Source organism: Nocardioides dongkuii (assembly GCF_014127485.1).
GTDB lineage: Bacteria > Actinomycetota > Actinomycetes > Propionibacteriales > Nocardioidaceae > Nocardioides > Nocardioides dongkuii.
The window spans coordinates 3,238,974-3,252,112 of record NZ_CP059903.1; the positions used below are offsets into that span (position 1 = coordinate 3,238,974).

The window sequence follows — 13,139 nt, forward strand, 5'->3', positions numbered from 1 at the left end:
CTGCGCGCCGGGAGAAGACTCCCCAATGACTGTTGGGGAGGTAGTGCGATGGCCGAGGACGACGACCGGCAGGTGCTGCGGGCGGCGGCGCACCCGCTGCGGCTGCGGATGCTGTCGCTGCTGACCGGTACGGCGATGAGCGCGGCGGAGGTGGCCCGCGAGCTGGGCATCACGCACGCGAACGCGTCGTACCACCTGCGGGTGCTGGCCCGCGCCGGCGAGGTGGTCGAGGCCGGCGAGGAGAAGGTGCGCGGCGGGACGGCCAAGCGCTACCGGCACGAGTGGGACGACCGGCACCGCGAGGCCGGCGCTCGCCCGCGCGAGATCGGACTCGAGGTGCGCACCATGGGCCAGGAGCTGGTACGCCGGGTCGCCGAGCGCGAGACCGGGCGCGGCCACAGCTACTTCTGCGACGCCGAGCTCTGGGTCGACGAGGAGACCTGGGCGCGCGCGCTCGCGCTCGTCGAGGAGGCCGGCCGCCTGGTGCACGACGCGGCGCAGCCGCCGCGGACGGCGGGCACCCGGCGTACCAACCTCACCGTCGCGGCCTTCGGGATGACCCCGGGCGGTACGCCGTGAGCCGCCCGCCCGTGCTCGCCCCACTGCGCGGGCAGAACTTCCGCTGGTACTTCCTGGCGCGCACGGTCAACATGGTCGGCAGCACGATGGCCAGCGTCGCGCTCGCCTTCGCCGTGCTCGAGGTGAGCGACTCCCCCAGCGCGCTGGGCACGGTGCTGGCCGCGATGAGCATCCCGATGGTGGTGTTCCTGCTCGTCGGCGGCGTCGTGGCCGACCGGTTCGGCCGCACGCTCGTGATCCAGACGTCCAACGTCGTCTCCGGCCTGTGCCAGCTGGCAATCGCCTCGCTGGTGCTCAGCGGCCACGCCCAGGTCTGGCAGCTGGTGTGCCTCGCCGCGGTCATCGGCACGTCGTCGGCGATGAGCTTCCCCGCCCTGGCCAGCGTGCTGCCGCAGCTCGTCCCGCGCGAGCAGCTGCAGCAGGCCAACGTGCTGATCTCGATGATGCGCGGGACGCTCACGGTCATCGGCCCGTCGGTCGCGGGCATCCTCGTGGTCACGGTGGGGCCGGGCTGGGCGCTGGTCGTCGACGGCGTGACCTACCTGGTCGCCGCGACGCTCCTGCTGCGGGTGCGGATCCCCGCGCCGGTACGCCGGGACGAGCAGCCCTCGATGCTGGTCGAGCTCCGTGAGGGCTGGACGGTCTTCCGCTCGACCACCTGGCTCTGGGTCGTCGTGCTCGCGTTCATGGCCCTCAACGCGATCCACTCCGGCGCGATCTTCACGCTCGGGCCGGTCCTCGCCAAGCAGAGCGACATCGGCGAGCGCGGCTGGGGCCTCATCCTGTCGGCCGAGGCGGTGGGGCTGCTGGCGATGACGCTGGTCATGGCGCGCGTGCGCCTCGAGCGACCGCTGCTCTACGGGATGGTCGGGATCGGCGCGCTCGCCCTGCCGATGATCGCGCTGGGGCTGCACCCCCAGGTCGTCGTGGTGATGGCCGCCATGGTCCTGGCCGGCGCCGGCACCGAGATCTTCAACCTGGGCTGGAACCTCGCCATGCAGGAGCACATCCCCGACGACCTGCTGACGCGCGCCTACTCCTACGACGCCCTGGGATCGTTCGTCGCGATCCCCGTGGGGCAGCTGCTGTTCGGGCCGCTCGGGGTGCTCTTCGGCGTACAGCGGGTGATCCTCGTGGGCGGCATCGTCTACGCCGTGATCACCGCCCTCGCCCTGACGTCGAGGTCCGTGCGCAGCCTGCAGCGGGTCAGCACCACTTCTGCGCCAGTGTCGAGATGACCGTGAGGTTGCGGTTGGTCGAGACGCCGAGCGCCTTCTCCACCGTCGCGTTGGTCAGCCGCGCCTCGTGGTAGTTCTCCCCCAGCAGCAGGTGCACGGCCCGGCCGCTGACCTTCGCGACCTCCTCGGCGGTGCTCCGCTCCTCCAGCAGGCGTACGGCGTCCGCGGACGGCTCGCCCTTGAGCAGCGAGACGTAGTGCCGGCCGCCGTGCCCGAAGGACTCCGCCCGCTCCGCGATCTCGCGCAGCTCGGCCTGCGTGAAGCAGATCGTCGGCACCTCGAACCCGGCCGTGGCCAGGAACGACTCCTCCAGCGCCGCCTCGATCCGCGCGCGGGACCGCATCGAGGTGTCGAACCGGACGTTGCCGGTGTTGATGTGGGTCGCCACGTCGGTGAATCCGGCGTCCTGCACCGCCTCGACGATCGCCGCCTTGGGGAACTTCCGCTTCGCCCCGAGGTTGATCGCCCTCAGGAACCCGATCCAGGTCGCCACCCTGCGATCATGCCGCAGGGGCGTCGTCCGGATCGTCCGGTTTCCCCGGATCACCGGGGAAACCTGATGTTCCCGGCCATCGCGATGCCCCCGAACATCAGGTTCTCCCTGAGAAGTCCCGGGCGCGGCGACAGTTTTCCCTGATCACCGGGGAAACCGGCACCCACCGCCCGGCACCCCCCGGCCCCGCACCCTCACAGGTTCCCGCGCGCCTCCTGCTCGCGCTCGATCGCCTCGAAGAGCGCCCTGAAGTTGCCCTTGCCGAAGCCGAGCGAGCCGTGCCGCTCGATGAGCTCGTAGAAGACCGTGGGCCGGTCCCCCATCGGCTTGGTGAAGATCTGCAGCAGGTAGCCGTCCTCGTCGCGGTCGACGAGGATGCCGCGCTTCTTCAGCTCCTCGATCGGGGCGCGCACCTCGCCGATCCGGGCCCGCAGCGCCGGGTCGTCGTAGTAGGAGTCCGGGGTGTCGAGGAACTCCACGCCGTTGTCGCGCATCACGTCGACGGTCCGCAGGATGTCGTTGGTCGCGAGCGCGATGTGCTGGCAGCCGGCGCCGTCGTAGAACTCCAGGTACTCGTCGATCTGCGACTTCTTCTTGGCGATCGCCGGCTCGTTCAGCGGGAACTTCACCCGGTGGTTGCCGCTCGCGACGACCTTCGACATCAGCGCGGAGTAGTCGGTCGCGATGTCGTCGCCGATGAACTCCGCCATGTTCGTGAAGCCCATGACCTTGTTGTAGAACCCCACCCACTCGTCCATCCGCCCGAGCTCGACGTTGCCGACGCAGTGGTCGATCGCCTGGAACAGCCGGGTCGGGTGGCCCTCGCGGCGGGTGACGGTCGAGCGGCGCTCGACGTACCCCGGCAGGTAGGGGCCGGTGTACGCCGACCGGTCGACGAGGGTGTGCCGGGTCTCGCCGTACGTCGCGATCGCGGCCAGCCGGACGGTCCCGTGCTCGTCGGACTCGTCGTGCGGCTCGACCAGGACCGTCGCGCCCATCGCCCGGGCGTGCGCGACGCAGGTGTCGACGTCCGGCACCTCCAGCGCCAGGTCGACGACGCCGTCGCCGTGCTTGCGGTGGTGGTCGAGGACCGGGCTGTCGGGTGTCACGCCGCCGGTGAGCACGAACCGAACGCTGCCGGAGCGCAGCACGTAGGACTTGGAGTCGCGGGTGCCGGTCTCCGGGCCGCGGTAGGCGACCAGCTCCATGCCCATCGCCAGCTGGTAGAAGCTCGCGGCCTGGGTCGCGTTGCCCACGACGAAGCCCACCGAGTCCATCGCGGTGACGGGGAACGGGTCGCGGCTGGCGTCGTACTCCACCAGCCCGACCAGCTGGCGCAGCTGCTCGAGGGTCAGGTCGGCCTTGAGCTCGTCCGGGGTCAGGGTCATGCTCGCAGCGTGGCCGCGCCAGCGCACTCTGTGCAACAGTACGCCGAGGGACTGGACAGGTTGTCCGGTCCCGGACGCCACGGGAGGCCGGAAGTGGACGATCTGGACGCCTCGCTGCTGGAGCTGTTCGCCGCCGAGCCCCGGGTCGGCGTCCTCGAGGCGTCGCGGCGGCTCGGCGTGGCCCGCGGCACCGTGCAGGCCCGGCTGGACCGGCTCGCGGCGACCGGCGTGGTGACCGGCTGGGGCCCGGAGCTCTCCCCCGCCGCGCTGGGGTTCCCGGTGACCGCGTTCCTGACCCTCGAGATCCGTCAGGACCCCGCGCTCGGCGGCGGGCACGACGCGGTCGGCGCCCACCTCGCGGCCGTCCCGGAGGTGCTCGAGGCGCACACGATCACCGGCGCCGGCGACCTGTGGGTGCGCGTGGTCGCGCGCAGCAACGCCGACCTCCAGCGGGTCATCGACCTGGTCCTCTCGGAGCCGGCGATCGTGCGCTCCTCGACCGTCATCGCGCTCGCCACCCAGGTCGGGCACCGGGTGCTGCCGCTGGCGCGGGCGGCCCGGGAGGGGTCCTAGGAGAGCCGGCCGCTGAGCTCGTCGGCGGCGGCCAGCACCCGGCCGCCCACCCCCGCGGCGTCATCGAGATCCCCGAGCGTGACGATCCCGACGCTCGCCTCGAACCCCCGCAGGCCGCGCATCGGCGCGGCCACGCCCCGGGCCCCGGGCTGCAGCTCCCCCGTCGTCGCGACGTACGCCGGCCCCTCGCGGCCGCGGTCGCGCCCGGCGAGGATGGCCTTGCCCGCCGCGCCCTGGCCGAGCGGGTGCCGGGACCCGACCCGGTAGCTGACGTGGTAGTCGGTCCAGGACGGCTCGACGACGGCCAGCGCGAGCGCCTCCTCGCCGTCGGCGACCGTGAGGTGGGCCGTGCAGCCGACCTCCTCGGCGAGCCGCCGCAGCACCGGGACCGCGACGTCGCGCAGCGCCGGCTGGACCGCCGAGGCGAGGTGCAGGACGCCGAGCCCGACGTGCAGCCGGCCGCGGGCGTCCTTGCGGACCAGCGCGTGCTGCTCGAGCGTGCTGACCAGGCGGTAGACCACGGTGCGGTTGACCCCGAGCCGGCCGGCCAGCTCGGTGACGGTCAGCCCGCCCGGCGCGTCGGAGAGCACCTCCAGCACACGGAGTCCGCGATCGAGGGTCTGCGAGGTCTCCGCCGCCATGCTCGAAGTCTAGGCATACCGCCGGTATCGCCCGAGGTCAGCAGGGCGTCAGGAGGAGCGGCGCATCGCCCACTCGCGCACCCGGTCGATCCGGGCGGCGAGCTGCGCGGCGTTGGCGACCGCGGCGGGCGGGCCACCGCACTCCCGGCGCAGCGCGGCGTGCGTGATGCCGTGCGCCTGCCCGGTGCGGTGGTGCCACGCGGCGACCAGGCCGTTGAGCTCGCGGCGCAGCACCGCGAGCTGCTCGTGGGTGGCCACCTCGGCGACCGGGTCGGCGGCGCCGGCCGCGTCGTCGACCGCGGCGGCCCGGGCCGACTTCTGCTTGCGGGCCCGCTCGCTCTGCCGCGACTGCAGCAGCTCGCGCATCTGGCCGGGCTCGAGCAGGCCGGGGATGCCGAGGAAGTCCATCTCCTCCTCGGACCCGACGTGCACCTCGCCGGCGTGCCCGAACTCGCCGCCGTCGAAGAGCACCCGGTCGAAGCGGGCCTCGGAGCCCAGCGCCTCGAAGGACATCTCCAGCTCGCCGGACGCCGACTCGGTGGCGTTGGCCTGGGCGAGCAGGTCGTCCTCGGCGGCGAAGATGTTGCCCTCGTCGTTGACCCGGCGGCTGAGCACGTGGTCGCGCTCCACCTCCATCTCGCCGGCGTACGCGAGCAGCCGCGGCACGCTGGGCAGGAAGACCGACGCGGTCTCGCCGCGGGTACGGGCGCGCACGAAGCGGCCGACGGCCTGGGCGAAGAACAGCGGGGTCGAGGTCGTCGTCGCGTAGACGCCCACGGCGAGGCGGGGCACGTCGACGCCCTCGGAGACCATCCGGACCGCGACCATCCAGCGGGCCTCGCCGGCGGCGAACTCCGTGATCTTCTTGGAGGCGGCCTTCTCGTCGGAGAGCACGACGGTGGGCGCCTCGCCGCTGATCTGGCGCAGCGTCTTGGCGTACGCGCGGGCCGAGTCCTGGTCGGTGGCGATCACCAGGCCGCCCGCGTCGGGGACGTGGCGGCGCACCTCGGTGAGCCGGCTGTCGGCCGCGGCCAGCACCGACGGGATCCACGACCCGGAGGGGTCCAGCGCGGTGCGCAGCGCCTGGTTCGTGAGGTCCTGGGTGAGCGGCTCCCCCAGCCGCGCCGCGATCTCGTCGCCGGCGCGGGTCCGCCAGGTCATCTCGCCGGAGTAGGCCATGAACAGCACCGGGCGGACGACGTGGTCGGCCAGCGCGTGCGCGTAGCCGTAGGTGAAGTCGGCCACCGAGCGCGGGACGCCGTCGGGGCCGGGCGCGTAGGTGACGAACGGGATCGGGTTGATGTCGGAGCGGAACGGCGTGCCGGTCAGCGCGAGCCGGCGGGCGGCGGGCTCGAACGCCTCGCGCACCCCCTCGCCCCACGAGAGCGCGTCGCCGGCGTGGTGCACCTCGTCGAGGATCACCAGCGTCTTGAACCGCTCCGCACGGATCCGCATCGCGAGCGGGTTGACCGCGACCCCGGCGTACGTCACCGCGACGCCGACGTAGTCACCCGACGTGCGGCCCTTGCCCGCGGCGTACGTCGGGTCGATCGGGATGCCGGCGCGCGCGGCGGCCTCGGCCCACTGCAGCTTGAGGTGCTCGGTGGGGGCGACCACGATGATCCGGTCGATGATCCGGCGGCCCAGCAGCTCGGCGGCCACCGACAGCGCGAACGTCGTCTTGCCGGCGCCGGGCGTGGCCACGGCGAGGAAGTCGCGGGGCTGCCGGGCGAAGTACTGCTCCATCGCCGCCGCCTGCCAGGCGCGCAGCGAGCTCGCCGTGCCCCACGCGGCCCGCTCCGGCCAGGCCGGGGTCAGCGCGGTGGGCAGGGGGGCGTCGTCGTGACGCCCGGTCACGCGTCGGAGCCCGCGTCGTCCTTGAGCGACTCCCAGACGTCCTTGCAGTCGGGGCACACCGGGAACTTCTCCGGCGCCCGGCTGGGCACCCAGACCTTGCCGCACAGGGCGACCACGGGGGTGCCCATGACCATCGCCTCGGTGAGCTTGTCCTTGTCGACGTAGTGCGAGAACTTCTCGTGGTCACCGTCGTCCGTGGGGACGGTGTGACGGTCCTCGCGAACCTTCTCGTCGACGGCGGTGCCGGTCCCGAATCCGATGGTGCTCACGCGTCCCAGGGTACGGGATGCGGCGGTCAGTTCAGGCCGGGGTCGGCGGGCCTGGTGGAGTTCCAGGCGAGGTGCCCGGGCTGGCGGCGGAGCACGTCGCGCCACAGCTCGACCGGGTCCGCACGGAACACGTCGGGGGCCTGCGCGGGCACGACGTACCAGCTGCCCTCCTCGATCTCGGCGTCGAGCTGGCCGGCGCCCCACCCGGCGTACCCGGCGAAGATGCGCATCCGGGAGACGGTGCCGTCGACGAGCTCGACGGGCGTGTCGAGGTCGAGCAGGCCGAGGCGGCCGACGACCTCGCGGAAGCCGACCGGCGGGTCCTCGCCGTCGCGCAGCAGGGCCACGGCGAGCGCGCCCTCGGTGCTGACCGGGCCGCCGAGGAAGAGCACGCCCGGCTCGCTGACCACGTCGTCCCACGGCTTGAGCACCTCGCCGACCGGGACCGGCGAGGGCCGGTTGAGGACGACGCCGAGCGCGCCCTCCTCGTCGGCGTCGAGCAGCAGGATGACGGAGTCGGCGAAGTTCGGGTCCATCAGCGCGGGCGTCGCCACCAGCAGCATCCCCGCGCCCAGCCCCGCGTCCTTGCCCACCATGGGACCCATCCTCGCACCGGACCGATGGGCCCGGCAGAGGTCACGCGACGAGCGCCGAGCGCACCCGGTCCAGGAACGTGGCGCGCTGCGGGGGCCGCACCCGCTGCGGGACGGCGTACGTCGCGCGCGCCTCGGCCTCGATGCGGGCACCGGTCCGGGCGGCCGCGGCGTCCTGCGCGCTGGCCAGGCCGGCGGCGACGGCGAGCACCGTGTGCTCCTTGGCGGTCGCCTTCGCGACCGCGGTCGCCATCTGCTCGTCGAGCGGGTGCTCACGGTGGTGGTCGATGACCGCGCGGGTGCCCGGCAGCTCCTCGGCGGTGGCGCGCCAGGCGTCCACGACCGCGGCCTCGAGGTCGGTCGGCTGGTTCAGCAGCAGCTCGCGCTCGATCCGGCCCGAGAGCCGGGCGTGCCAGCGCAGCTGGAGGGCGCCGAGCAGGGTCAGCTCGTCGCCGAAGGTCTCGGCCACGCCCTCGACGTCCAGGGGCAGGCGGCCGTCGAGACGCCGGTCGGCCTCGGCGGTCACGGCGCGCAGGACCTCGCCGCGGTGGTGGAAGGTGTTCCGGGTCATGGTCGGCTCCTTCGGGACGGATCTCGCATACCGCGAGTACGTACTCAGAGTACGAAGCCATACCGTCGGTATGCAAACCTGCGTCGGGTGATGCTCGCCACCCGTACCGGCGGTCGGTCCTAGACTGTCGGGATGCCGAAGCCCTCCGTCTCCAAGCTGGTGCCGAAGGTCCCCGCGGTGCCCGGCACCAGCCGCCGGCAGCAGTACTCCGCCTCGACCAAGCGCGCCCTGGTCGATGTCGCGGAGGAGCTCTTCACCGAGCACGGGTACGCCGCGACGTCGCTCGACGCGATCGTCGCCGGCGCCCGGGTCACCAAGGGCGCGCTCTACCACCACTTCAGCGGCAAGCAGGCGCTCTTCGAGGCGGTCTTCGACCGCGTGGAGACCGACGCCGCCAAGAGCATCCAGAAGGCGCTGCGCGGCCGGCGGGACCCGTGGGAGAAGGCGCTCGCCGGCCTGCGCGCGTTCCTCTCCGTCGTGCAGGAGCCGCGCTACCGCCGGGTGGTGATCCAGGAGGGCCCCTCGGTGCTCGGCTACGAGCGCTACCGCGAGCAGGAGGAGCGCTCGACGTTCGCCAACGTCGTCGACATCGTCCGCGCCGTGATCTCCGCCGGCACGTGGGAGCTCGACGAGGACATGCTCCAGACCTTCGCGCGGATCTTCTTCGGCGCGATGTCGTCGGCGGGCGAGTCGGTCGCCAGCTCCGCCGACCCGATCGCCTCCGCCCAGCGGGTCGAGACCGCGATCGCCTTCATCCTGCAGGGCTTCCAGGCCCTCGCCGACGCGGGCGTCGAGCTGCCCACCGGCGCCCCGGACATCGAGGAGCCCGGCGCCCCGACCCCCTGATCCGCGGTGGTCGAGCAGCGAGGAGCGCCGCCACCCCGGTGGTCGAGCAGCGAGGAGCGCCAGCGACGAGCGATGTCGAGACCCCCGCAACGAAGGCAGGGCCCCCACCCACCGCCGTACGTCGGCCCACCCGGTCTCGACAACGGTCAGGCGCTGCGCGCCTTCCCTGCTCGACCCCCGACCCCCGGTGGTCGAGCAGCGAGGAGCGCCAGCGACGAGCGGTGTCGAGACCCCCGCAACGAACGCAGAGCGTCGACCACCGCCGTACGTCGGCCCACCCGGTCTCGACAACGGTCAGGCGCTGCGCGCCTTCCCTGCTCGACCAACGACGGTGGGGCTACTTCCCGAAGGTGACGTCGCCGTCCTGGGCGGGCACCAGCTCGATCCAGGTGCGCCCGGCGGGCACGGTCAGCTCGCCGGCCTTGGTCGAGAGCTTGAGCGGGGCGGCGACGCCGGCCTTCTTCCAGGTGCCGCGCACGAGCCGGCCGTCGTGGAAGAGCAGGGCCGCGCCGCTGCCCTCGAACTTGGTCTCGGGCACCGGGTTGCCGGCCGGGTCCGTGTAGCCGGCGTCGCCGACCTGCACCCGCAGCGCGAGCACGGTGTCGGCCAGGAACTCGTCGCCGTCGGCGGCGTAGGTGTTCTGGTTGACGTAGTCGCCGTCCTCGAAGACCCAGTTGGTCGTGTGGCCGCCGGAGAACTTCGCCGAGACCGTCCGGGCGGGCTGGCCCTTCGGGAGGTCCTTCGCCTCGCCCCAGGGCAGGTAGTCGTCGGGACGCTGCTCCTCGTCGAGCGCCGCGGCCTTGGCGGTCGCGCCCATGTCCGTGAAGAGGTTGTACGGCGCGCTGCGGGCGGAGTCGCGGTAGAACCCGGGCCCGCCCTCGGCGAAGAAGTGGATGCCCGAGTCCTTGATCCGCTGGATCGTCACCGGGGCCGCGCCGCTGGTCACCATCGTCGCGTCGGCCGGCTTCACGATGCCGATGTCGCTGGCGCGCATCGACCGGACCGGGCCGGCGTTGTCGGGCAGCTCGGAGTAGAAGAACGCCGCGAGCCGCGTCATCCCGCCCTCGACGAGCTCCTCGACCACCAGGTCGGCGCTGCCGAGCCCCTCCTGGGGCGCGCTGGCCGCGGTGTTGTCGAGCTTGAGCACCATCACCGGGTGCTTCTTCGCCGAGCTCGCGTCGCCCTTGACCGGGAGCCCGGTCAGCGGCCACGTGGCGGCGAGGGTCTCGCCGCCGGCGACGTCCTGGGCGCCCGGAGTGTCGTCCCCGCCGTCGTCGTCGCCCCCGCACGCACTGAGGGTGAGCCCGAGGGCCACGAGGCAGGAGGCGAGCAGGTGGGCACGGCGCACGGGAGAGCTCCGGTTCAGGTCGGAAGGTGTACTGACTCGGTTCACTTCAGTGTGCGGCGCGACCGGGCGCACCCGTCGGAGGCGCGCCCGGAGGCGCCGACGGTCAGCCGAGCTTGGCGCCGCCGTCGACGTACAGCGTCTGGCCGGTGATGTACGACGCCTCGTCGCTGCACAGGAACGCGGCCGCGGCCGCAATGTCCTCGGGGAAGCCCACGCGGCGGACCGGCGCGGCCTCGGCGTTGAGCGCGCGGAACTCCTCGACGTCCATCTTCAGGCGGGCGGCGGTGGCGTCGGTCATCTCGGTGGCGATGAAGCCGGGCGCGATCGCGTTGGCGTTGATGCCGAACGGGCCGAGCTCGATGCCGAGGGTCCGGGTGAACCCCTGGACGCCCATCTTGGCGGCGGAGTAGTTGGCCTGGCCGCGGTTGCCGAGCGCGGAGACGCTCGAGAGGTTGAGGATCTTGCCGTAGCGCTGCTCGACGAAGTGCTTCTGCGCGGCCTTGGTCATCAGGAAGGCGCCCTTGAGGTGCACGTTCATGACCAGGTCCCAGTCGTCCTCGGACATCTTGAACAGCAGGTTGTCGCGGGTGATGCCGGCGTTGTTGACGAGGATGTGGATCCCGCCGAGCTCCTCGACGACCCGCGCCACCGCGGCGTCGACCGACGCGGCGTTGCTGACGTCGGCGCCGATGCCCACGGCCTTGCCGGGGAGGCGGCTCGCGGCGTCGCTGGCCGCGGCCTCGTCGAGGTCGATCACGGCGACCGCCGCGCCCTCCTCGGAGAACCGCGTCGCGGTGCCGAACCCGATGCCTCGTCCCGCACCGGTGATGACGGCGACCCGCCCGTCGAACCGACCCATGATGAGCTCCTCCTCGTTCGTGCCGTGGACGCCGGTCACTCTAGGACCGCGCGCAACCGCGCGGCGTACTGGGCCCGCTCGTCGGCGTCGGCGTACGTCGTGCGCGGCCAGAAGAACCCGCGGAGCCCGTCGCCCTTGGTGCGCGGCACGACGTGGAGGTGCAGGTGGGCGACCGACTGGCTCACGACGTTGTTCATCGCGACGAAGCTGCCCTGCGCGCCCAGCCCGTCGACCACCGCGGTCGCGAGCCGCTGCGCGGCGCCGAGGAAGCCGTCACGCAGGCCGGCCGGGAGGTCGGGGAGGGTGACCACGTGCTCGCGCGGGACCAGCAGCACGTGGCCCTTGAAGACCGGGCGGCGGTCGAGGAACGCGACGAAGTCGTCCTCCTCCAGCACCAGGTCGGCCTCGGCGGTGCCGGCGACGATCGCGCAGAAGACGCAGGCGCTCATTCGCACACGAACCCGTCGCACTGCGGGTGCAGCTCGCGCGGGCTGATCCGGGCGGCGGCGCGACCGGACCCGCCGACGACATCGAAGTGGTGGCTGTCGTGGGTGCCGTAGGTCCAGCGGAGGCCGTGGCGGGCCATCAGCCGCACCACCGCGTGCGAGCGCGAGCGCCAGGCGACCCGCGCGTGCGAGCGGCTGACCCAGTAGCGGTTGGGCACCACGCCGTGGGAGGCGTGGTACGGGTTCTCCCAGGTGTTCACGTCGAGCGCGCGCCCGTAGCTGTGCGGGGACCGTACGCCGGGGCGGCCGACCACCGAGCGGCAGTTGAACGCCGAGGTGTTGCCGGCCGCCATCGAGGCGTAGTCGTCGGCGCCCTGCAGCCGCTTCGACCAGCCGAACCGGTCGACGCGGTGCATCGCGCGGATCGGGAAGCCGCGGCGGTACATCTCGGCCAGGGCGCCGGCCATGTTGTCGGCGGCGTCGGTCGCCGCGACCAGCTCGCCGCGGTAGCGGTAGCCGTCGTACCCCCAGTAGTTGACGCGCACCAGCCGCAGGCCGGCCCGACCGACCGGGCAGCCGGCGCGCCAGGAGCGGCCGGTCATCCGGCGCCAGACGCCGTCGGGGATGGCGGTGATCGCGACGTGGGCGCCCTCGCCGACCGCGCGCTCCTGCCGGGGCAGGCGGACCCGCGGCCGGGGCGCCCCGGCGGGCAGCGTCACCGGCGTGCGGGGCGGGCGGTTGTCGATGCGGCGGACCGGGCTGGTGGCGGCGCGGGTCCAGGCGGTCGCCGGCACCTTGGCGCGCCACTCGGTGTCGACCCGCGGGCGCACCGGCAGCTCGGCGCGACCCTCGGCGTCGGTCACCAGGCTGCCGACGCGCCGCCACCGGCGCTGTCCCTCGTCGCGGCTCTGCAGCCGCACGGTGCCGCTCACCGGGGTGCCCTGGTCGGTCGCCCAGCGCACGGCGAGCGTGACCTCCTGCTCGTCGACGACCTTCTTCGGCGCCTGCAGCCGCACGGTCGCGGCGCGGCGCACGACCGGGACGTCGATGGCGCCGGTCGCGGGCGCGTACGTCGTGTCCCCGGCGTACGACGCGCGGAACGCGTTGTCCTGGGGCGTGCGGCTGACCGGCACGCTCGCCGTGGCGTGCCCGGCCGCGTCGGTGGTCAGGGCCGTGACCGGCCGCCACTCCCCCGCGACCCGCCGCTCCACGGTCACGGGGGCGCCGGCGACCGGCTCGCCCGTCGAGGTCCGCAGGTCGAGCGCGAGCGTCGTGGTGGCGTCGGCGTACGCGCCGGGCGCGGCGAGGGTCAGCACCGTCGGCGTCGCAGCGCTCGCCGGGGCGGCGAGCCCGCCGACGGCGACCACGAGGCCGAGGAGGACGAGGAACAGGTGGCGCCCGAGAATCATGCGCCACAGTGTGCACGCCGCCGGGGACG

At 73.4% G+C, this 13,139-nt stretch carries 15 protein-coding genes; 4 read left to right on the forward strand and 11 right to left on the reverse strand.

The window, feature by feature from the left end:
* Nucleotides 1-48 precede the first annotated feature (48 nt).
* Together H4O22_RS15630 and H4O22_RS15635 are read left to right on the forward strand one after the other, a co-directional pair.
* Nucleotides 49-579, forward strand: a complete 531-nt coding sequence (locus tag H4O22_RS15630) for an ArsR/SmtB family transcription factor (protein ID WP_182524265.1) — start codon at nucleotides 49-51, stop codon at nucleotides 577-579.
* Complete coding sequence (locus tag H4O22_RS15635; RefSeq protein WP_182524266.1) at nucleotides 576-1,817, forward strand: MFS transporter; 1,242 nt, start codon at nucleotides 576-578, stop codon at nucleotides 1,815-1,817. Before H4O22_RS15630 ends, H4O22_RS15635 begins: the two co-directional genes overlap by 4 nt.
* On the opposite strand, the gene H4O22_RS15640 is transcribed toward H4O22_RS15635, so the two are convergent.
* Together H4O22_RS15640 and hppD are read right to left on the reverse strand one after the other, a co-directional pair.
* Nucleotides 1,786-2,310 (reverse strand): DUF1697 domain-containing protein, encoded by a 525-nt coding sequence (locus H4O22_RS15640; RefSeq protein WP_182524267.1) that lies wholly within the window; start codon nucleotides 2,308-2,310, stop codon nucleotides 1,786-1,788. The two genes, H4O22_RS15635 and H4O22_RS15640, sit on opposite strands and share 32 nt — an antisense overlap.
* Before the next feature lie 194 nt (nucleotides 2,311-2,504).
* The gene (gene hppD, locus H4O22_RS15645; protein ID WP_182524268.1) at nucleotides 2,505-3,698 is read right to left on the reverse strand and encodes a 4-hydroxyphenylpyruvate dioxygenase; all 1,194 of its coding nucleotides are present in this window, start codon (nucleotides 3,696-3,698) and stop codon (nucleotides 2,505-2,507) included.
* A 93-nt stretch (nucleotides 3,699-3,791) separates the two neighbouring features.
* Between hppD and H4O22_RS15650 the strand changes: the two genes are divergently transcribed.
* Nucleotides 3,792-4,271 carry an Lrp/AsnC family transcriptional regulator gene (locus H4O22_RS15650; protein ID WP_182524269.1) on the forward strand — a complete coding sequence of 160 codons (480 nt, stop codon included), beginning with the start codon at nucleotides 3,792-3,794 and terminating at the stop codon, nucleotides 4,269-4,271.
* Here H4O22_RS15650 and H4O22_RS15655 read toward each other — a convergent pair.
* From H4O22_RS15655 to H4O22_RS15675, 5 genes are all read right to left on the reverse strand, one after another.
* Entirely contained in the window at nucleotides 4,268-4,912 is a 645-nt protein-coding gene (locus H4O22_RS15655; protein WP_182524270.1) for an IclR family transcriptional regulator, read from the reverse strand. The genes H4O22_RS15650 and H4O22_RS15655 overlap by 4 nt on opposite strands.
* A gap of 48 nt (nucleotides 4,913-4,960) precedes the next feature.
* Nucleotides 4,961-6,658, reverse strand: coding sequence for a DEAD/DEAH box helicase (locus tag H4O22_RS15660; RefSeq protein WP_244963216.1), 1,698 nt, complete (start codon nucleotides 6,656-6,658; stop codon nucleotides 4,961-4,963).
* 107 nt (nucleotides 6,659-6,765) lie between these two features.
* Nucleotides 6,766-7,038, reverse strand: a complete 273-nt coding sequence (locus H4O22_RS15665) for a DUF3039 domain-containing protein (RefSeq protein WP_244962996.1) — start codon at nucleotides 7,036-7,038, stop codon at nucleotides 6,766-6,768.
* A 26-nt stretch (nucleotides 7,039-7,064) separates the two neighbouring features.
* On the reverse strand, nucleotides 7,065-7,634 hold the full coding sequence (locus H4O22_RS15670; protein ID WP_182524272.1) for a YqgE/AlgH family protein: 570 nt from the start codon (nucleotides 7,632-7,634) through the stop codon (nucleotides 7,065-7,067).
* Nucleotides 7,635-7,674: 40 nt separating this feature from the next.
* Nucleotides 7,675-8,202, reverse strand: coding sequence for a hypothetical protein (locus tag H4O22_RS15675; protein ID WP_182524273.1), 528 nt, complete (start codon nucleotides 8,200-8,202; stop codon nucleotides 7,675-7,677).
* Between the two features lie 132 nt (nucleotides 8,203-8,334).
* Between H4O22_RS15675 and H4O22_RS15680 the strand changes: the two genes are divergently transcribed.
* Nucleotides 8,335-9,048, forward strand: a complete 714-nt coding sequence (locus tag H4O22_RS15680) for a TetR/AcrR family transcriptional regulator (protein WP_182524274.1) — start codon at nucleotides 8,335-8,337, stop codon at nucleotides 9,046-9,048.
* 337 nt (nucleotides 9,049-9,385) lie between these two features.
* Here H4O22_RS15680 and H4O22_RS15685 read toward each other — a convergent pair whose 3' ends face one another.
* The 4 genes from H4O22_RS15685 to H4O22_RS15700 all read right to left on the reverse strand — a co-directional run bounded on the left by H4O22_RS15685 (nucleotide 9,386) and on the right by H4O22_RS15700 (nucleotide 13,110).
* Complete coding sequence (locus H4O22_RS15685) at nucleotides 9,386-10,396, reverse strand: DUF3048 domain-containing protein (protein ID WP_182524275.1); 1,011 nt, start codon at nucleotides 10,394-10,396, stop codon at nucleotides 9,386-9,388.
* Between the two features lie 103 nt (nucleotides 10,397-10,499).
* On the reverse strand, nucleotides 10,500-11,255 hold the full coding sequence (locus H4O22_RS15690; RefSeq protein WP_182524276.1) for a glucose 1-dehydrogenase: 756 nt from the start codon (nucleotides 11,253-11,255) through the stop codon (nucleotides 10,500-10,502).
* Between the two features lie 35 nt (nucleotides 11,256-11,290).
* Nucleotides 11,291-11,704, reverse strand: coding sequence for an HIT family protein (locus tag H4O22_RS15695; RefSeq protein WP_182524277.1), 414 nt, complete (start codon nucleotides 11,702-11,704; stop codon nucleotides 11,291-11,293).
* The gene (locus H4O22_RS15700) at nucleotides 11,701-13,110 is read right to left on the reverse strand and encodes a M15 family metallopeptidase (RefSeq protein WP_182524278.1); all 1,410 of its coding nucleotides are present in this window, start codon (nucleotides 13,108-13,110) and stop codon (nucleotides 11,701-11,703) included. The genes H4O22_RS15695 and H4O22_RS15700 overlap by 4 nt, the downstream gene beginning before the upstream one ends.
* Nucleotides 13,111-13,139: the final 29 nt, after the last annotated feature.